The organism is Phormidesmis sp. 146-12 (assembly GCF_052939495.1).
The window spans coordinates 38,769-59,015 of record NZ_JBJPHS010000021.1 but is presented as its reverse complement, the minus strand read 5'-3'; the positions used below and the strand labels follow the sequence as shown (position 1 = coordinate 59,015).

The window sequence follows — 20,247 nt, the reverse complement described above, 5'->3', positions numbered from 1 at the left end:
AGACGGTTACTTCTGAGTTGTACAAAAGGAATGATCGACGACTTCCTATCCTCCTAAAGTTGAATTGTGGTGTGAGTAGCGTCAGCTTACTTGTTTAAAGTGAAAGATCGACTTCTATAAGCTACCTAATCTCAAAATCCTTCTACAGCTTCCACATAGATCTAGATTTTGTGCTTCTGCTTCTCCGATAGTTTTGAAAAACAAAATTTCTGCTGGATCTTCAGCCTTCTCGACACGAGGATAATGAGTGCAACCATTAGGAAGATGGTAACAAGGTTTTTCACGTCTTGCTCTGACTGGATATTCTTTGTAAACGGGATCTTCCTGAACGGGATCTTCCTGAATATCGGTCGCCAACTTTTCTATACATGAATAAACCCAATTAAATAATCGAGATGTTTGATGGAGAGGTTTAAGCCTTGGATTTCTTGCCATCAAATCATCCAAAGCTTCAAGCATTTCCTGTATATTTTCTTTTGAAGGCTCCCGATGGATATAAAAAATCACTAGACTGGTTAAACTACGCTCGAATATGCTGAGTTCTTTTTCTCGCTTGATTGCTTGTAGAGTTAGAACTGCATAGAAATATTGCCAGGAGTCTTCAATTCGACTCAGCCAGGTATAGTGTTTACGCTTGAGAGGATGTAGTCTACTAAGAATAAAATCTCTTTTTTCACCTAACTCACTCAGCCTCCAGTCAACTAAATCTTTGTCAGGTGCGCTAATGCCTGCTGCAAGTAGTTCAACAATTCTCGAAAGGAGCCAATATTTGGAGTCAAGCTTATTTAATTCACTAGCTTCGTGCTTATCTCCTGTAGCAATAACTGTTTCCAAAGAATCCATGTTGTTGACCGTTGATCTAGCTTCCTGCCACATTAAGTTGAGAGATTGACTCACCGCTTTATTCAATTCGAGTTTATGTGTTTGGAAGCCGCTAAACAAATAGCTGATAAATGATTTAACAAGGTCAATAGGAAAAGCATGGCTGGCAGTGAATCCGAGAAAGAACCATGCAACAAACACTACAAAGAGAAGGGATAAGGTCTTTAAATAATTAAAGAGCTTTTGCCAAAAGGATCTTAGCCTTAAACATTCAGGAAGCTCTGCTAATGATGCATTAGAATCTGAAGAAATGTGTAAGTGAAGTTCTTCAGCCCCGAAAGTATTGGTTTCCTCCTGCTACGTAGCCTGCATTCTGTGGTGCATTAATATTCGATCCAGATCCGGTAGAAATCTGGTTCACGGCTCCACTGTTTTGATTTTTCTCAATTTCAACCAGCTTACTCACTACTTCTTCTAGCTCTTCACGAAAAAGAACATTACTCGGAGCTTCTTTAATGATCGCTGACGTTAATGCTTCCGGATTTTGATTGGCTTCCTGCACTTCTTTTCTACCAGCGAAATGGGAATATATGATGCCTACTAGTTTCTGAAGGTAATCCTTAGCATCTGCCCCCAACTTCTGAAGAGCACCGCCTGCAACCTGTAAGGTGAAGTACTCTACAGCCTTGCTCGCCAAAATTTCTAAAATCATAACTTGAATTACACTTACGCAACATTTCATGTGACTATCCCTAGAAGTTTATCACTTTCTTCCGATTGGCAAATTTTTAGCTCATGAAACAGAAATAGACGTAAATGTCTGAAGTTCATTGGACTGATAGTACAGATGGTCACCTTAACAGTGGTAGTTTGTGGATGTTAAGCGCTTAAAACTCAGGATGGGGGTGATTGTTCTGGAGTTGATTTGGGCTTGCTGCCAGAATTTCGGACATTGACTAGCTTACCGAGTAAGTCAAACCAAAAGGGTGCGCCCATCGCGATCGCAATCCCACTCACCACCCAGCCACACATCATTCTCAAAAATCCCAGAGGCTTGACCAAAGCAATCTGCATCACCTGAAAAGGAATTGGCACCGCCGATGCTTGATTGGTGCTCAAACAAGACTTGTAGAGATTGTCCCATTGCTGTCTCAGTTGGGTAGCTTCATCTGGCGGAGCGGGTTGATCAGCGATCGCAATCGTTTGACAGCCCAATTGCTTGTTGAGATTCGTCGGACTCCAGCTAATCGGAAAGGCAATATCTCTAAGCACCGCATCAGTTTGGTTTTTTAATTGCTCTAGCTGCACGTCTAGACGCGGATTGTTAGGAGCGCTGAGATCAATCTGAGAAGCCCGCTCAGTAATCAATCGCCGCAAACTGTCATCACTCGACAACCGATTGAAAATGTGAAACGTATCAGAATTTGTGGCTGCTGCGATCGACAATCCAATTAAAATCGCTACCCCTTTGGCATTACGCTTATAAACGCCAGAAGCCCGCGCCATTGAGCGATCGAACCAAACCGCCACTTCCTCTCGAAGCTGATTTAACTCATTCTCAGCCTTTTGTACTCGCGTCTGGGCCCGTCTTGCCAAAATCCCAATACTTTCCTTTACCGAGTCCGGAAGCTTATCCAGTCCCTCTTTAATTTGTTGATAGGCTTGGTAGTCTTCGTAGAGCTGGCGCTCTTCGGGTGTGAGCTGCCCTAGAGCGTTGCTGAGAATGGCTTGCTGCTGAGCGCGTTCTAAATCTTCAAACGTTAAGGGCGCTTGAGCAGGCTTGTTAGATTCTGCAAGTTTTGCCTCGTATTCTGTGTTGTAAGTGGCAACATCTGCGGCGATCGTCTCTCTGACTCTTGCATCGATCGGTTCTGCTTGCAGGGCAATTTTCTCATAGGCATCGACGGCTTCTTTATGAATGGTGCTGCTTTGATTTACCAACTCGGCAATCTCTGACAAGCTAGGCTGTAAGCCGCCAGAGGTAATTGCTCGTTCGTTATTTTCGCCAAAGGTGCTGTTCTTAAACGATCGTAGTCTTCTAACAAATAGAGACAAATCGGTGTCTTGAAACTGTGGATTTTCACAAGCGGCGATATAAGTATCTAGCTCTTCGCCTAAGCGCTCGATCGCCGTATTGAGTGTAATTTGTTTTGTTTGGTAGGCGTGAACAATTTGATCATACTCTTCGACCAGTAGATTGAAGTTTTGATCTTGATTGAGATTAGGCTTAAAGGTCTTTTCAGCAATGACTCGAATGCTGCCTTTCTCCCAATCATCTTTCAATTCTTCGTCCACAGGAACTTCAATTTGTCCCTGATCAGTCAGGCGGTAAGTCCCTACAATTCTTCGAGCAAACTTTTCGATTCTCACTGCACTCAGCTTGTCAGCCAAGTTAGAAATGCCTAATCTTTCTAGTAGAGAGGTTGCAAAAGTTTCAGGGGAAATGTAAGAAGGCCCGGTTGCCTGGTCGGGGCCAAAAGCGCCTTTACGATTGCCTGCAAACAAGACTTTGGAGATCTTGCGAAATCCTCTGGGAATGACACCCTTTGCCTCTTGATTCACATTTTTCAAAAGTGGATCTTCATACAGCCGACCCACTAAATCTCTAACTCGCTGTTCCTCCGGAGTCCCGACTCCTCCTGACAAAAGAATCTCGATCGAGTCCTTCAGATGTTTGGCTCGCCACTGTAAAATCGTTGCTAATAGTTCTTGTAATTCAGACGCTAATAAACTGAGAATTAAATAAGTAAAAATTAGCCCGATCGCGACATCTAAAACAAAAGGTAAATTCACGCTTAATGTCTCCACTCTGTACCCGGTCAGCATTTCTCATCGTTGCGATGAGCCTTTGTAATATACAGTCCCGGTTTGACTATGACTTATTTGCTTAAACAAAATTAAGCCCCCAATCTCTTGGAGGCCGGCTGATAAACGGTGATAAATTGCTCAAAGAATGTAGAGCATCAAAAACAAAATCACCCAAACAATATCGACAAAGTGCCAGTAGACCTCGGCCGCTTCGACTCCAAAGTGAGACTCGCTGCTGTAATGATTTGACTTGAGCGATCGCCACAACACGCCTAAAATCAACAGCAATCCAAATAGCACATGTAGTCCGTGAAAGCCAGTCAGCACATAAAAAGTACTGGCAAACAGATTGCTGGTCAGACCAAATTCTAAATGAAAGTATTCATAAAGCTGACCTGCTAAAAACACAGCACCCATCGCAGCCGTGATGCCAAACCAGAGCCGCAGACCTTTTGTGTCGTTCTTTTTGATCGCGGTGTCTGCATTATGAATAATAAAACTACTCGCCACCAAAATCACCGTATTGATTCCAGGGAGTAATAACTCAAGTTTAGGCGTTCCTTCGGGCGGCCAGACGGGCGTAACAGCCCGAAAGGTGATGTAGGCCATAAATAGACCCAAAAAGATCATGCCTTCAGCAACCAGAAAAACAATTACGCCGAGAAGCCGAAAGTCGTGATGTTCCGCGTGGGCGGCAACGTGTTCTTCGGCGTGGTTGTAGTTGAGAGAAGTCTTTGCAGAATCGAGGGTTGAGCCTGTCATGAATCTGGAAGAAGTAGGGGACAAGGAGATGCTTTGAAGTTTGAATTAGGGCATCAGGTGATTAAAGGCAGCGACTGATCCAAAATTTGCAGGCTCGCTGAGATGATGACCCGATTTCTTAACTCAAACCTCAAAGCTTGGATTTAGTTATCGGTTGTGGCTTTCACCTTGACGATCGCTCGGACTCACCGCCACCGCCGGGTCAGGTTTTGCTCGCAGCGTAGAGCCAGGCCCAGCCGAAAGCGTCGGATTGTGAGGATCAGACAGGGGAACATCGACCTGCGTAGCACGACTGCCCATTCCATAGTCGTAGGGGCCCGTCGCCAACACGGGGTCAGCGTCAAAGTTTTCAACGGGAGGTGGGGAAGTGGTCATCCATTCCAATGTCAGTCCACCCCAGGGATTACTGCCCGCAGGTTTGCCGCGCAGCCAGCTCCAGCAGACGTTGATGAGGAAGGGCAGCGTCGAGATCGCTAAAAGATAGGCACCGATCGTACACAGCAAATTCAACGCTGCAAACTTGGGGTCATATTCGGCAATCCGACGATTCATCCCTTCGATTCCCAATTTGTGCATGGGCATGAAAGCCAGATTAAAGCCCACATAGCTGAGAACAAAGTGAATTCTGCCCCAGGTCTCGTCGAGCATCTTGCCCGTCATCTTGGGGAACCAGTGATAAAAGGCTCCATACAGCCCAAACACACTGCCGCCGAATAACACATAATGCAGGTGAGCAACAATAAAGTAAGTGTCATGAACGTGAATGTCCCAGGGAACAGACGCGACCATGACTCCACTAATACCGCCGATCACAAACAGAGAAATGAATCCCATTGCAAAAAACAACGGACTCTCTAATCGCAACTTACCACCCCAGATCGTCGCCAACCAGCTAAACACCTTAATCCCAGTCGGAACGGCAATGATCATCGACGTGATCATAAAGAACATCCGCAACCAGGGAGGCGTGCCGCTAGTAAACATGTGGTGCGCCCAGACAATCAGCCCCAGACCACAAATGGCAATGCTGGAGTAAGCGATCGCTTTATACCCAAAGATCGGCTTGCGCGAATGCACCGACACAATTTCTGAAATCATCCCAAACACAGGCAAGATCATAATGTAGACCGCTGGATGGGAGTAAAACCAGAACATGTGCTGATAGACGATCGGGTCTCCGCCTCCTGTGGGATTAAAGAAGTTGGTGCCGACTATCAAATCAAACGAGAGCAAAATCAGCGCCCCTGCCAATACGGGAGTCGCAATCAGCGCCAAAAATGATGTAGCCAGCATTGACCAGCAAAACAGAGGCATCTGATTTAACCCCATGCCCGGAACTCGCATTTTGAAGATGGTGACAATGAAATTCACCGCCGCCAAAATCGAAGACGTTCCCAACATCAGGACGCTGAGAATCCAGATCATCTCACCTGCTTTGCCGCTAATCAAACTGAGCGGGGGATATGAAGTCCAACCTGCGCCAGGGGCACCAACCAAAAAGCTGGACATTAAGAGAATCCCTGCCGGGGGAATGATCCAGAAAGCGATCGCGTTCAGCTTAGGAAACGCCATGTCTCGCGCTCCGATCATCAGGGGGATCAGGTAATTGCCAAATCCACCCGTCGCCGCAGGCACAATCCACAAAAAGATCATCACCGTCGCATGGACAGTGAACAAACTGTTGTAAACTTCAGGGCTGACAAAATCAGAGGCGGGTGTTGCCAATTCTGTCCGCACCATCGTCGCCAGAACGCCACCCACCAAATAAAAAATAAACGTGGTGACCAGGTATTGAATCCCGATCACTTTGTGGTCAGTGCTGAAACCAAAGTACTTGCGCCAATCGTTTTTTTCTGGCTCCAAACCCTGGGCCGGAAGATTGGCTTGTTCTTGAAACTGAGCGGCTTGGGTCATAAGAAAAATCCGTGAGTTGTCGTGAGTCATGGGTTGTGAACAATTCGCGGTTGGAGAACGGCTCACAACCCACTACCCTTAGCTCATTGAATGGTCATGAACAGAGTTGTCAGGCTTGAGTTGTTGAAGCATCTCTGAAGTGATCCCCACTTGTTTTGCGTAGGGAGCCAGATATTCGGGTTCAGTCAGGTCAGCAGTTTTGGTAGCAAGCGCGGTATCAAGTCCCACTTCGGCACTGGCGATTTGAGATTGTAGCCAGGTGTCAAAGTCAGCCTGTGATTCTACGACAACTTTAGTCTTCATAGCACCGTGGTAAGCTCCACACAGTTCTGCACAGATGAGGGGGTATTCGCCCAATCTGTTTGCCATGAATCGAACTTCGGTTTGTCGTCCGGGCACCGCATCTTGCTTGAGACGAAACTCTGGCACCCAAAAGGCGTGAATCACATCATTGGCGGAGATGTTGACGACGACCTCACGATCGATCGGGACGTGTAACTCAGCCGCTACGACCTCAGTGTTGGGGTAGGTAAACAACCAGGCGTATTGCATTCCTGCGGCGTTGACCACAAATTCGGGTGGCTTGCTGGTGTCGCCGATTTTGGGAGTCACGGTTCCCAGGGTGGGTGCATCCTGTTTGGGAGGTAAGGATTCGGTAACCGCATCTGTCGCGTCTGCTATCAGAGGAGCGGCGATCGCAGCCCCCGACATTTTGGCCATTTGACTATGATTTTTGCCGTGGTGAGCGACGGAGTGATCCATCGGGTCTTGCCCACCTTCAGCCTGATAGACATCAAAACTGTAGATCGAAAGACCTAACACAATTACCGCTGGGATTGCTGTCCAGACAATTTCTAAAGGAATATTGCCATGAACGGGCGGCCCGTCTGTTTCATCTCCAGGCTTGCGCCCAAAATTGAATACTGAATAGATCAAGATACCGTTGACTAACAAAAAGATGCCTGTGCCAATCACCATCATAGTGTTGAACAGGTTGTCCACCAAAGAGGCGGTGGCGGTGGCGGCAATTGGAAGAAGGTCGTGATTCTGACCGTACCAGAGGCTGACCAGGGTCAGAGCGATACCAGCCAGCAGGGTCACAATCTGACTAGGAATGTTCACAGTTCGTCAAATCTCTACCTAAACAACTGGAAAGTTACTGTCGATCGTAACAAGCGATCTCAAAAAGAAACTGGTAATAACTGTGTAGATTTTGGATTTTAAGGTTTGAAACGATTCAATATCAGGCTCCTGGGATAGATGTGACACGAGATCTTCAACAGCTAAAGTCCAAAACTGGTTCAGTCCATCTACAAGGTAAAGCAGCCTTTTGGGGACTAGGGGCCAAAACTGCTTATCTTTAAGGTTTTCTTTGGGATCGGGCTACAAAGGAGACAGCAGCCTGGTTCTAAAGTCTTTGTAATTGGAAAAAATACAAAAGCTTCGCGTGATTTGAGATTACCTCATTAAAGTAGAAAATAGAGCGACGGCTCCGCTTTTGATGAAGTTTTATTTCCTCTACTGCCCCAGGGATACAAAAGCAACTTATGTCCAATTCTGTACTACATCGATCTTCTCTCTCGGCCACTCCGGTAAATGTGAAAACTTGGGTAGCGCGCCTGGTCATTGGACTTGCGATCGCCACCCTCTTTTTAATGGCCGTAGGTAGCGCAACACGGGTGATGAATGCGGGTCTGTCTTGTCCAGATTGGCCCCTTTGTTATGGAGAGTTTGTTCCTCGTCAGCAGATGAATCTCCAAGTTTTTCTAGAATGGTTTCATCGGTTGGTTGCAACGACGATCGGGTTTGCGGCCATTGCGCTGACTGCGATCGTTTGGTGGTTTCGCCGCGCCCTTCCTTCCTGGACACCCTGGGCAGCTAGTTTTGCCCTCTTCCTAGTGGTCTTTCAAGGGATTTTAGGGGGGTTAACTGTAACTGAACTGCTGCGGTTTGATATTGTCACTGCCCATTTGGGAACGGGACTCCTGTTTTTTAGTACGCTGCTGGCGATCGGGACAGCGCTCTCGTCCTATCATGGCACTGGAAACGTCGGCAAGCTTAGATGGATTGGCGCGACTGCGGTCGTTTTGGTTTATCTACAAAGTATTTTGGGGGGATTGGTTTCGTCTCAATGGGCGCTACACCAATGCTTTGGAACCAATCAGCTTTGCACCGTGATGAATAGTCATATTGTGGGTGTCGTTCCAGCAACGATCGCAACCTTGACATTAATTGTTCTTTCCTGGCGCACTCCTGCCCTTCACCCTGCGCTGCGTCAGTTGGCTAATCTGGCAGGTTTCTTTTTGCTGCTACAGATTACGCTGGGCGTTGCCACATTTCGTCTACACCTTCAAGTCGAACCGCTGACTATCGCGCATCAAGCGATCGGAGCTTCTCTACTGGGAACCTTAGTCGCCTTCACCGTTCTCGCCTTCCGAGACGCACAGGTCTTTCTTATCAAGACTCAAGAAGGATAAAGCAGACAGTCGCCCTTCAGAAAGGATGATTGAATGTCAGCATCGCCAGATGTCAACACCAATCTACTGAAGCCACTTTTTCATCCTTCATCCCTCTCTTTCCCTACTCTCTACCAGATTCAAGAGAATGCAAAACACGACGATCAATGGCATTTCTCGCCGTAATCGAGATTTCCTTCAAGTTATCCAAAGCTATTGTCAACTGACCAAACCTCGGATCATTTTGCTGCTGCTGATCACTACGGCGGGTGGCATGTGGATTGCGGCTGAGGGACAGGTTGACCCTATTTTGCTGATTGTGACGTTGTTGAGCGGCACTTTCGCCTCAGCCTCGGCAAACACAATTAACTGTCTGTACGATCGCGATATCGACTACATCATGGAGCGTACCCGCGATCGTCCGTTGCCGTCAGGTCGAATCAGTCCTAGAGATGCGCTGATTTTTGCGATCGTGCTGGCGGTGGCTTCGTTTACATTACTCACTGTATTCGCGAATTTGCTAAGTGCCTGTCTCGCGATGTCTGGCATTTTTGTGTATGTTGCCGTTTATACTCACTGGCTCAAGCGTCACAGTACACAGAATATTGTGATTGGAGGTGCGGCGGGGGCGATTCCTCCTTTAGTTGGCTGGGCGGCTGTTACAGGTGACTTAAGCTGGGCGGCCTGGGTGCTATTTGCGATCGTCTTTTTTTGGACTCCGCCTCACTTTTGGGCGTTGGCGATTATGATTCGCGAAGATTACGCCAAAGTTGGTGTGCCGATGTTGCCCGTCGTCGATGGGAATGAAGTCACAAGCCGTCAGATTCTCTATTACACGTTGGCCTTAATTCCTATCACCTTGCTGCTTGTGTATCCGCTACATGTGATGGGTGTGGTCTATGCTGCGATCGCCCTTCTGCTGGGTGGCTTCTTCGTCAAAAAAGCGTTGGAACTGATTCAAGCACCGTCTGATTTGATGGTGGCGCGATCGGTGTTCAAGTACTCGATTTTGTACCTGATGCTGCTTTGTGCAGGGATGGCTGTAGACAGTTTGCCTGTGACTCACCAGATTGTGGAAGCGATCGGAGCTAACCTTCAAGCACTGGTGTCTACACTGCCTTGGGCTTAGAAGCTTTTGTGAGTAACGGCTAGAAGGTAAATTTTGATCTTTCGGCTGTTACTCACCTGTTTTAGAAATTTTCAAACTAAAAAGAAATCCTGCATTCTCGCTAAGGTGTCCCCAGAATCTCTACAATAGAAGTCAGGCATTCTTAAGATTTGTATCAATTTGGGAGGAGTCCAAATGTCTCCTGCTGTTCTTATCGAAAAGCTTCAAAAGCGCTACGGTTCGACGGAGGCGGTCAAAGACGTTTCTCTACAGGTCGAGCCGGGTGAAATTTTTGGGCTATTGGGCCCCAACGGAGCCGGAAAAACGACCACGCTGCGATGCCTTTGTACGTTAGCTGATCCCGACGCTGGAAAAATCGAAGTGTCTGGCGTTTCGGTCATCGACAATCCACGATCAGCTCGTCAACGTCTCGGCTATGTGGCGCAAGAAGTCGCTCTCGACAAAATGCTGACCGGACGCGAACTGTTGGAACTGCAAGCCGCGCTCTATCATCTGCCTCGTGCCGCCATTCAGCAGCGCATTCCTGAAATGCTGACTCTGTTGGGCTTAGACGAATGGGCAAACAAAAAGTCGGGTACGTATTCGGGTGGCCTCCAGAAACGGCTAGACTTGGCCGCAGGACTGCTTCACAAACCGGATGTGCTGGTTTTAGACGAACCGACCGTCGGCTTGGACATTGAGGGCCGAGTCGCCGTGTGGAATTTTTTGCGGCAGTTACGGGATCAAGGCACCACAGTTTTGATCACCAGCCATTATCTGGAAGAAGTGGACGCTCTTGCCGATCGCGTTGCCATTATCGATCGTGGCATCGTCATCGCATCCGGCACCCCTTCCGAACTCAAGGATCGAGTGGGCGGCGATCGAGTAACCTTGCGGATTCGAGAATTTTCACCGATCGAGGAAGCCGAGCAAGCCAAAATCTTGTTGGAATCGCTGCCGCTCGTTCAGCAAGTGATCATCAACAGTGCTCAAGGAAACTCTCTCAATCTGGTGGTCGAGCCTCAGAGCGAAGCGCTAATGACCATTCAGCAGAGCCTTCAGCAAGCCGGACTCCCTACGTTTGGCATTTCTCAGGCGCGTCCCAGTCTTGATGACGTGTACTTGAGCGCCACAGGTCGCACCCTACTGGATGCCGAACTAGCCGCCGCCGGGAGTCGTGACCCCAAAGCTGAAAAGAAACAAAACATGCGATAAGCGTTTTTAGCTTTAGGTCAAACCATTTGATCAAGCTGAAGCTTCAAAATTCAAAACTTAAACCCTATTTGCCTTATGAGTCGCACCATTACTCCACCCAACTCAGAGTTTCTGAAAGATCAAGGCACGATCGCTCCCAATCAGCAGAGCGCTCTGGGTGACTTTATTCAAGAAACCACCGCTTTGACTCGTCGCCTATTTATCCAACTTCAGCGTCGTCCTTCTACTCTGGCGGCTGGTATTATTCAACCGTTGATGTGGCTGGTTTTGTTTGGCGCACTGTTTCAAAATGCGCCGCAAGGATTGTTTGGGGAAAGCACCAGTTACGGACAGTTTCTCGGTGCTGGAGTGATTGTCTTCACCGCGTTTGGAGGTGCCTTAAATGCTGGGCTACCTGTGATGTTTGACCGCGAGTTTGGCTTTTTGAATCGGCTGTTGGTGGCTCCGTTGGCTTCCAGATTCTCGATCGTCATGGCATCCGCTATCTTTATTACGACGCTGAGTTTGATTCAGACGGGGGCGATCGTGGCGATGAGTGCGTTCTTAGGGGCAGGTTTACCCAATGCTTTGGGGCTGGCGCTTGTCGCGTTGATTGTGCTGATGTTGGTATTGGCGGTGACGGCTTTGAGCTTGGGGTTGGCCTTTGCGCTACCAGGGCATATTGAGCTAATCGCCGTGATTTTTGTGACGAACTTGCCGTTGCTATTTGCCAGTACTGCGCTGGTGCCCCTGTCGTTTATGCCCAAGTGGTTACAGGTGGTGGCGACGCTGAATCCGTTGAGCTATGCGATCGAGCCAATTCGCTACCTCTATCTCCACAGCGACTGGAATTTGGGAAGTGTGATCATGCAGGCACCCTGGGGAGCCGTCACGCTAGGCACTTCTCTGCTGATTTTGCTGGGCTTCAACATGATTGCGTTTCTGTTGATTCAGCCCATGCTGCGTCGGAGTTTGGCTTAGATTGCTTGCCACATCCGACTCCTTGCTTTGTGAAGGGTGAGGAGTTTTTGGGTAACAATCTGATTGAATTTGCGAGAGAAATATCCAGACAATTGCGTTTTGAGTAGAATTAGCAGTAGTATCCCTTCGGTAAATCTCAACATGAAAACCAAACTTACGATCGTCGGTCTCATGAGCTTGGGGATCGTGGCAATTGCTCAACCCATCTTTGCTCAAACTGCTCCTGCTGCGACAACGATTGACCCGTTCAAAGATACACAGTCGAGTGATGCGCTTTCCAATCTTTTCAACAATCGCAGTGACAGTACTGGGGCAACGACTGGCGTGTTTGACTTGATCCAACGGATCACAAGCGGCACCAATCAAGGCGATTTTCGAGCGCAACAACAACAAAACCTGGATGATGCAGCCGCCCAGTTTCGCGCCCAACAGCAAAAGTTACTCCGCCAACAGCCGATCGCTCCTTCGACTCAAGCAGTTCCTTCGGTGACAACTCCCGCAACCCCGTAACTAAAGCGTTGGTGAATAAGGTCTCTGACAGTCCTTTCCCAAGAAGGGTTATCTCCAACCTTTCTAACCCAGGGCTACTAAACTAACCTCTCATTTTGCAGTTGAGGTGGAGACAGACTTGAACTCGAACTTTTTGCCCGATCGCATTGGCATTACTTTGACAATTGCCAGTTCAGTCGGGCGATCGCCTTTGGGTGAAAAGCTGACCGGGTGAAGTGCGCCCATTACAGAAAACTTGGGGTCAGCCAACACTCGACGAATGCCGCTGCGGGTGGGAGACTGCTGCATCGCGCCAATCAGTGCCTGGGTTGCATCGTAGGAAAGAACAGTACGCCAGTTGACACGATCGCCCCACAGCGTTTTTGCTTGCTTTTGAAAGGGAGAGCGATCGATGTCTGCCTGATACGCAGGAACGGCAAGCGTCATGCCTGAGACAGCTTTTCCGCCCACTTGCAGCGTTTTGGGTAAGTAAAAAGCATCTCCCGCTAAAAGAGGCAACCGATTTTGATTGGCATCGACGACGAGCAGCGTTCGTTCAAAAAACTCTTGATTGGGTGCCAGCATCATCACCTCAGCCCCCTTTTTGATCACGTCTTCAACGCTGTCTACGGGGTTAAAATCTGGTTTGCTCAAATCGACTTCCTCAATCACCTGCCCTTTGCCGCTGTAGTAGAGCGCATCCTTAAAAGCATCTTTGAGCGACTTGCTGTAAGTGCTGCCTGAATTGTAGAAGACGGCTGCTTTGCGCTTTTTAAGCTGCGTCACCATATACTCGGTGAGTTTTTTGGCAGGCGCTTGATCGCTCGGCATTGTCCGAAACATGTAGGGACTGAACCCCGATAGCTGTACAGCAGAACTGATCGGCGAAATCGCGACTAATTCCTCTGATTCGTAAATCTTGGCGGCAGCTAACGTGGTGTCGCTTGTCCCGTGGCCAACGACTCCTAAAAGGTTGGAATCGGCTGCAAACGAGGCGGCGACTTCTTTGGCAAGTTCGGGTTGGCTGTCGTCGGTGGCGATCGCAACTTTCAACTGAACCCCATTAATTCCGCCAGATTGGTTCACCTGGGTTTGGGCCTGGGCCACACCGCGCAACACTTCCGCCGAGGTCGAGGGCTGAGTGCTGAGGGGGACGGCCACGCCGATCGTATAAGATTTCTTCTCCCCAATGCGAATGTTATTGAGGTAAATCAGCGCTTCCGGGTCAAATCGATTCATGCGACGAGCTTTCTCAAGCAGGGTGGCAGCCAGAGGCAACTTTCCTGCGGTGAGTTGTTCGGCTGCTTCTTGCTTAAGGGGAGCGGTGATTCCAGGAGCCAAGACTCTTTCGCCAAAGCTGATTTGATCAGAGCCGGGACGGGTGATCGGGGAGGCAGTCGGGGGCGCAAAATTTCGGACACCTGTCCAGGTTGCTAGAGTGACGGCGGCGGTGGCCCCAATTCCAGCGGCGATCGTGAGCGGTAGTCTCCAATTTGACCTCAGCCGTTGGCTTTGCGACTGGCTTTGTGGTCGTATGGGGGAGCGGCGAACGGCATCAAATTTAGACAAGGGAAGTTGAGTGTGAGTAGGGGCTTGCTTGAGGGCTTGAAGCGCTTCTAAAGCCTCAGTCGCCGATGCATAACGCTGGTTAAAGTGAAATTTGGTCATCTTCTCCAGCACGATCGCCAACTCATCTCGGACTTCAACGCGATCGCGCCAGATCAATTCACACGTATTGGGGTCTTGGGGCAGTTGAGACGGTCGCGCCCCGGTCAGCGCCTGAATGCCAATCACGCCCAGGGCATAAATGTCGCTACTAAATCGCGGTTTACCTAAACATTGCTCACTCGCCCCATAGCCCGACGTATAGACAGGCATACTCATCTGGGTGGTTCTAGAATCGTCCACCACGGACTGAGCAATATTTTTGACCGCGCCGAAATCGATGAGAAAGATCTTGCGATCGCTTGCCCGCCGAATTAAATTATCTGGCTTCAGGTCACGATGAATCACGCCATGAGCATGAACAAACTCCAATATTTCCAGCACTTCTTCTAGCAACTCAATGACCTGAGTTTCAGAAAACTGGAATCCTAGCGTCAGTTCCTCACTGAGCGGGTGCCCTTCAATGAATTCTTGAACCAGGTAAAATTCTTCATCTTCCTCAAAATACGCCAGCAGTTGGGGAATCTGCTCATGTCGTCCCAGCTTTTCGAGCGTTTCGGCTTCCGCCAAAAACATTCGTCTGGCTTGTCTGACGATCGCCGGATCTTGGCTGGCAAAACTCAGATGCTTTAACACACAGAGAGGGTTGCCTGGACGCTGGGTGTCTTCTGTCACATAAGCATGACCAAACCCGCCAGACCCCAGGATTCTGACAATCCGATAGCGCGAACTGAGCAATCGTCCTAGCATTGCGACCAGAGATGGTAGACAAGCTTATTGTATGGCGATATGAGGGAATGAGGGCGAGGGAGAACTTTGTTCCGCTGCGCGGGGAGGGATGAGGGATGAGGGATGAGGGATGAGGGATGAAGATTGAGCATGGACATGAGTGGGTGCTGACGGCGGAGGAGGCGATCGTGATTCAGCAACGGTTGCGGGGGGAGGTGGTGACGATCGACCGATTTGGGGCGGTGCGGTTTGTGGCGGGGGTGGATGTGGGATTTGAAGAAGAGGGGGCGGTGACTCGTGCGGCGGTGGCGGTTTTGAGTTATCCAGAATTGCAGGTGTGTGATCAGGCGATCGCTCGCCGTCCGACAGCGTTTCCTTATATTCCGGGGTTTCTGTCGTTTCGAGAAGTGCCTGCGGTGCTGGATGCGTTAGAAAAAATTCAGATTGTGCCGGATTTGTTGCTGTGTGACGGTCAGGGAATCGCCCATCCTCGACGGTTTGGGATTGCCTGTCATTTGGGGGTGTTGACGGGGTTACCGACGATCGGAGTCGCAAAGTCTCGACTCGTGGGCAAGTTTGCAGAGGTTCCCGATGAGCGTGGGGCGTGGCAACCACTTCTGGATAAAGGCGATCGCATTGGCGCAGTTTTGCGGACTCGTCCGGGCACTCTTCCTTTGTTTATTTCATCGGGACATCGGATCAGTTTGGAGACTGCGATCGCTTATGTGATGGGGTGTACTCCCAAGTATCGTTTGCCTGAGACGACTCGCGTTGCCCACAAGTTGGCATCGGGTTGAATAAGCGCTGCACGTCTTGAGAACTTGTGTCTTAAGAACTTGTGTCTTAAGAACTTGTTAAGAGAAAGACACTCTTTAATTTCTTTGATTAACGTAAATGAAAAGATACCTCCTAACTGCGTCTTTGCCCCGTTGAGATGAATTCATCCATCGGGGTTTTTTGATGACTACGCTACTTTTTTCCGCGTGATGTCGATCGCAATCTTGCCGCCAAAATCAGGAATCGGAGCCGCAAGTTTGACTAAATTGACGCGCACCTGATCGACGAGATCGAACCCCAAAACCAATTCGGCAATTACAGTCGCCATCCGTTCTAGGAGCGTAAACCGAGACGCTCTGATAATTTGCTGAACGCCCTCAATTACATCACAATAATCGAGCGTGTCTTGAAGACGATCGCTCTGACCAGAGCGTGACAAATCGAACCAGAGCGTTAAGTTAACTTCAAACCACTGTCCCAAAACCTGCTCTTCGGGAAGCGCCCCTGCGTAGCCATATGCCCGAATCTCATTGATCTGAATGCAATCCATTACTTTTTGCTCACCGTGGACAAATGGCTACCCTTAAATCGATAGCCCTTTTGTACATAGTAATTCTTAACCCAAACACCAAACCGCTTGATAGAGACTGTTTCTGGCTCTGATACACGCTCAAACTGAGCCATCAGCTTTGGCATCACAGGAAACCAATCATCCGACAAAATTACTGCATTTTCCTGGGTTGACGAGTGACCAGGGATACCCCAAAAATCGAACTGATCCACGCGATCGGAGAGAGCAATTACGTTTGTGGTGTTGAGTTGAAAGGCGAGTGCGGAAGCCGATCGATAGTCGGTTGTGATGAGTAATGGCGTTCCTTCCAGTGTTGCAGCTTGCGTTCTCACAGCGGTTGCGACTTCATTCCAGCCATACAGCATTCGTGAATCCGGATCAGCATCTCGACTCACCAAAGCTGATAGCGGCAGCAATCCGTAGTGAATCGTCAACAAGGCTGCAAACAACAGTCCGTAAAGCTGTGTAGCTAGAAAGGACGTTCGAGAGGCAAAGAGCGGCGGCAACAGTGGAAACAGCATCAAATAAGCAGTGATGTTCCAATAATAGAGCGCAGCAGAAATCAGAGAAAGAACGGTTAATAGAACAGACGAAACAGCAAACACCCAGAACGCAACTACCGGATAAAGCGAATTCTCACGCATTAGAGGAGACGGAGATTTTAAACTTCGATAAAACGCTTTCCAGTAAAAAGGAGACACCACAAAAAACGAAGCAATCAAAAACGCGAGGAATGGGCCAATCTTAAGACTAAAATCACTGGACTGAACGCTACGATCGACATAATACTGAAGCGACTGAAACTGATTAGAAACGTTCCAAATCAGAATTGGAATACTCGAAAGTGATACAATCACGACTGCAACATACAACCGACGATCGCGCCACAAAGAACGGACTCGACGATCAACAATCAGCGTTGCGATGAATCCGAATGCCACAAAAACAGCATTGTATTTACACAAAATGGCGCATCCCAGTGCGATCGCGGCTCCATAGAGTCTCCAGGTTTGGGGTTGGCGATCGACATAGCCATCGAGAAACGTCACGAACAGATACATTGAGACGAGCGAGAATGTGATTAACCAGTGGTCATGCCACGCCAAAGATAAAAATAGAAAATACAAAGGAGATGCCAAAATCAACATCAAAGTTAACAAAACGTAATGCCAGATGTTCTGACGATAAAGATAATTAACAATGCGGCAGTAAGTATAAAAAAGAACAGCATTACTGAATAAATTTGGCAACCGCAACACAAAAGTAGACCGTCCTAAAAGCGCTGTAAAACTGCCTTGAATCCACGCATTTAACGGCGGATGATCATAATAAGATAAAGCTGGATGCCTTCCCCAAAGCCAATAGTAAGCCTCATCGGGGTTTGGAAACACTCCAACCCAGAAGATCAGCCGCAGAAGGACAAAGCTCATCAAAAAAAACAACCAGAATTTCGGCATGATTCAAGCAAATAAGGCGTAAGATTTACAGAAGTCGTATCCAGGAGATCACAAACTGCTGAATATACTTGACGCAGTTCTCAGAATTGTTAAATTGTTACATCGATTACTTCTCGATCGTAGTTTTTCCAATAGTCTAATTTGACCAGTGACTGCATAATGTTTCGGCACTATTCGGCACTATTTAGACACTGCCATCGCTTCTGTTTTGAGGAGTCAAATTGTGAGTAGACGATCGCTTTATCTACCCCGCCGCCAGGTGATTCGCGGACTGCTGGGCACTGCTGCCTTTGGGCTTTCATCTCGCTTGTGGACAGGCTGTTCTAGCCAGGCTCCTACCGCTTCAACACCAACCAGTCCAGGAGCCAGTCCCGCTTCTGACAAGCCGCTTGTGATGGGCTTTCTCTATGTCGGCGCAAAGGACGATTTTGGTTGGAACCAGGCTCACGCAGAAGGCAAAGAAGGAGTCTCGAAAATTGCAGGCGTAAAAACTGTTGAGCAGGCAAACGTTCCAGAGACGACCGAAGTGCAAGAAGCCATGCGAAACATGATCGAGCAAGATGGCGCAACGGTGCTGTTTCCAACTTCCTTTGGCTATTTTGATCCCCATATTCTCAAGCTGGCCGCAGACTATCCCAATGTGCAGTTTTTTCACTGTGGCGCACTTTGGAAAGAAGGACTACCCAACAACATTGGCAGCTACTTTGGCGACGTGGATGAAGCGCAATATGTAGCGGGTCGAATTGCCGCCCAAACCTCCAAAACAGGCAAGCTCGGATTTGTTGCCGCCAAGCCGATTAACCCAGTGCTCAGAAATATTAACGGCTTTATGTTGGGCGCACGCAGCGTCAAGCCAGACATCACAATGAAGGTGATTTTTACAGGAGATTGGGCGCTACCCGTCAAAGAAGCCGAAGCTACCAACTCACTCGCTGACCAGGGAATCGATGTCGTCGGGATGCACGTAGACAGTCCCAAAGTCGTGATCGAAACCGCCCAAAAACGCGGAATTTTTACCTCTGGCTTCCATACCGTTCAGGCTTCGCTCGCTCCTCAGTCTTATCTCACGGGCACCGCCTGGGATTGGACAAGCGTCTACACCAGCTACGCCGAACTGATCAAATCAGGCAAAACCTTGATGAATGGCGGCATTCCCCATCTGATTCGCGGCAGTCTCAAAGAAAAATTCGTCAAACTCGCGCCCTATGGGTCGGCCGTTGCTGACGCTGCCAAAAAAGACGCAGACGATACGATAGCCAAAATCGCCAGTGGAGATCTCTCAATTTATAAAGGCGCGATCGCGGACAACGCCGGACAAGTGAAAATCCCTTCGGGCGCAGCCTACAAAATCACCGACCCCGCTCTCGACAAAGTGAACTGGCTGGCAGCAGGTGTCATTGGTAGTGCAAGTTAAAACCTATGTTGACAAACTCTCAATGGCGCAGGACTGCTGAAGCGATCGCCATTCCCATCGGTGCTTTACTCTTTTCTCTGGTATTGTTTGGGTTGTTTTGCGCGGCGGCGGGGGCGAATCCGTTTGCCGTGTATGCAGCGATTTACAAAGCGGCATTTGGGAGCTGGTTCGCCTTTCAGAATACGTTGATTCGGGCGGCTCCGTTGATGTTGACTTCGCTGTGTACGGCGCTTCCGGCTCGATTGGGACTGATGATTATTGGCAACGAAGGGGCGCTGGTCATGGGTGGAATTGGCGCGATCGCGGCCGGGCTGTCTGTGGCTAATTCGGCTCCGGCGATCGTCGTCCAAACAGTCATGGCCCTGGCCGGTATGGTGGCAGGTGGGCTGTGGATTGGGGCAGTCGGGGCGCTGCGTCACTATCGAGCGGTAAATGAAACCATTAGCAGTCTGTTGATGAACTATATTGCGATCGCCTTGCTTAATCATCTGGTGGCTGGCCCGATGCGCGATCCAAGTTCGCTTAACAAGCCGTCGAGCTACCCGATTCCAGACATTGACAAACTGGGGACACTGCCCGATACGCGCATTCACTACGGCTTGCTGTATGGAATTATTGCCTGTGTGATCGCTTACATTTTGATTCAGCGTACGACTTTTGGATTTGCGGCCCGCACTGCTGGCGGAAACGTCAAAGCGGCTCGAATTGCAGGCTTGCCCGTCGGCAAACTCACCGTCGCCATCTGCTTTTTAGCAGGCTCTTGTGCAGGTCTAGCTGGCATGGTCGAAGTGGCGGCCGTTCATGGTCGAGCCAATGAATCTTTGAATGCCAACTATGGTTACGCTGGGATTCTCGTCGCATTTATCGCTCGATACAATCCGATCGCTGCCAGCGTTGTCGCCGTTTTGCTCGGTGGGATTCTCGCTAGTGGTAGCATTCTTCAGCGTCAGTTAAATCTACCCGATGCCACGGTATATGTTTTTCAGGGGTTAGTGTTTCTCGTTGTCCTATACAGCGAATCATTGTACGGACGGTTTGCCGTCTTTAAAGAGCGTGCGGCTGATCCGATCGCTCCGAATTCCTCTGCAACCGTCTAAAGA

17 protein-coding genes are annotated in these 20,247 nt (G+C 48.9%); 8 read left to right on the top strand and 9 right to left on the bottom strand.

The annotated features are described in order from the left end of the window. Positions 1-114: 114 nt before the first annotated feature. The 6 genes from ACKFKF_RS11815 to ACKFKF_RS11790 all read right to left on the bottom strand — a co-directional run bounded on the left by ACKFKF_RS11815 (position 115) and on the right by ACKFKF_RS11790 (position 7,428). Positions 115-1,023 (bottom strand): hypothetical protein, encoded by a 909-nt coding sequence (locus ACKFKF_RS11815; RefSeq protein WP_446867887.1) that lies wholly within the window; start codon positions 1,021-1,023, stop codon positions 115-117. 127 nt (positions 1,024-1,150) lie between these two features. Continuing rightward, positions 1,151-1,534, bottom strand: a complete 384-nt coding sequence (locus tag ACKFKF_RS11810; protein WP_446867886.1) for a hypothetical protein — start codon at positions 1,532-1,534, stop codon at positions 1,151-1,153. Between the two features lie 182 nt (positions 1,535-1,716). Continuing rightward, positions 1,717-3,615 (bottom strand): hypothetical protein, encoded by a 1,899-nt coding sequence (locus tag ACKFKF_RS11805; protein WP_446867885.1) that lies wholly within the window; start codon positions 3,613-3,615, stop codon positions 1,717-1,719. 153 nt (positions 3,616-3,768) lie between these two features. After that, positions 3,769-4,392: a cytochrome c oxidase subunit 3 gene (locus ACKFKF_RS11800; RefSeq protein ID WP_446860418.1), complete on the bottom strand. Its 624-nt coding sequence runs from the start codon at positions 4,390-4,392 to the stop codon at positions 3,769-3,771. Between the two features lie 147 nt (positions 4,393-4,539). Beyond that, positions 4,540-6,306, bottom strand: a complete 1,767-nt coding sequence (gene ctaD, locus ACKFKF_RS11795) for a cytochrome c oxidase subunit I (protein WP_446860419.1) — start codon at positions 6,304-6,306, stop codon at positions 4,540-4,542. A gap of 78 nt (positions 6,307-6,384) precedes the next feature. Beyond that, positions 6,385-7,428 carry a cytochrome c oxidase subunit II gene (locus tag ACKFKF_RS11790; protein WP_446867884.1) on the bottom strand — a complete coding sequence of 348 codons (1,044 nt, stop codon included), beginning with the start codon at positions 7,426-7,428 and terminating at the stop codon, positions 6,385-6,387. 425 nt (positions 7,429-7,853) lie between these two features. Here ACKFKF_RS11790 and ACKFKF_RS11785 point away from each other — a divergent pair, with 425 nt between their 5' ends. The 5 genes from ACKFKF_RS11785 (at position 7,854) to ACKFKF_RS11765 (ending at position 12,555) form a co-directional block, all read left to right on the top strand. After that, entirely contained in the window at positions 7,854-8,783 is a 930-nt protein-coding gene (locus ACKFKF_RS11785; RefSeq protein ID WP_446867883.1) for a COX15/CtaA family protein, read from the top strand. A gap of 127 nt (positions 8,784-8,910) precedes the next feature. Further along, the gene (locus tag ACKFKF_RS11780; RefSeq protein WP_446860422.1) at positions 8,911-9,891 is read left to right on the top strand and encodes a heme o synthase; all 981 of its coding nucleotides are present in this window, start codon (positions 8,911-8,913) and stop codon (positions 9,889-9,891) included. Between the two features lie 174 nt (positions 9,892-10,065). Then, entirely contained in the window at positions 10,066-11,085 is a 1,020-nt protein-coding gene (locus tag ACKFKF_RS11775) for an ATP-binding cassette domain-containing protein (RefSeq protein ID WP_446867882.1), read from the top strand. Positions 11,086-11,160: 75 nt separating this feature from the next. After that, on the top strand, positions 11,161-12,045 hold the full coding sequence (locus ACKFKF_RS11770; protein WP_446867881.1) for an ABC transporter permease: 885 nt from the start codon (positions 11,161-11,163) through the stop codon (positions 12,043-12,045). Positions 12,046-12,186: 141 nt separating this feature from the next. Further along, a complete protein-coding gene (locus ACKFKF_RS11765) occupies positions 12,187-12,555 on the top strand; it encodes a hypothetical protein (RefSeq protein WP_446867880.1) in 369 nt (122 codons plus the stop codon). Between the two features lie 90 nt (positions 12,556-12,645). Here the strand turns inward: ACKFKF_RS11765 and ACKFKF_RS11760 are convergent, their stop codons facing one another. Further along, a complete protein-coding gene (locus ACKFKF_RS11760) occupies positions 12,646-14,949 on the bottom strand; it encodes a protein kinase domain-containing protein (RefSeq protein ID WP_446867879.1) in 2,304 nt (767 codons plus the stop codon). 116 nt (positions 14,950-15,065) lie between these two features. Here ACKFKF_RS11760 and nfi point away from each other — a divergent pair, with 116 nt between their 5' ends. Continuing rightward, complete coding sequence (gene nfi / locus ACKFKF_RS11755; RefSeq protein ID WP_446860427.1) at positions 15,066-15,725, top strand: deoxyribonuclease V; 660 nt, start codon at positions 15,066-15,068, stop codon at positions 15,723-15,725. Positions 15,726-15,892: 167 nt separating this feature from the next. Here nfi and folB read toward each other — a convergent pair whose 3' ends face one another. Both folB and ACKFKF_RS11745 read right to left on the bottom strand, forming a co-directional pair. Further along, a complete protein-coding gene (folB, locus tag ACKFKF_RS11750; RefSeq protein ID WP_446867878.1) occupies positions 15,893-16,255 on the bottom strand; it encodes a dihydroneopterin aldolase in 363 nt (120 codons plus the stop codon). Beyond that, complete coding sequence (locus ACKFKF_RS11745) at positions 16,255-17,733, bottom strand: ArnT family glycosyltransferase (protein ID WP_446867877.1); 1,479 nt, start codon at positions 17,731-17,733, stop codon at positions 16,255-16,257. Before ACKFKF_RS11745 ends, folB begins: the two co-directional genes overlap by 1 nt. Before the next feature lie 223 nt (positions 17,734-17,956). On the opposite strand from ACKFKF_RS11745, the gene ACKFKF_RS11740 reads away from it, so the two are divergent. Together ACKFKF_RS11740 and ACKFKF_RS11735 are read left to right on the top strand one after the other, a co-directional pair. Beyond that, positions 17,957-19,147 carry a BMP family ABC transporter substrate-binding protein gene (locus tag ACKFKF_RS11740; protein ID WP_446867876.1) on the top strand — a complete coding sequence of 397 codons (1,191 nt, stop codon included), beginning with the start codon at positions 17,957-17,959 and terminating at the stop codon, positions 19,145-19,147. A 5-nt stretch (positions 19,148-19,152) separates the two neighbouring features. Beyond that, positions 19,153-20,244, top strand: a complete 1,092-nt coding sequence (locus ACKFKF_RS11735) for an ABC transporter permease (RefSeq protein WP_446867875.1) — start codon at positions 19,153-19,155, stop codon at positions 20,242-20,244. The last annotated feature ends 3 nt before the right edge of the window (positions 20,245-20,247 follow it).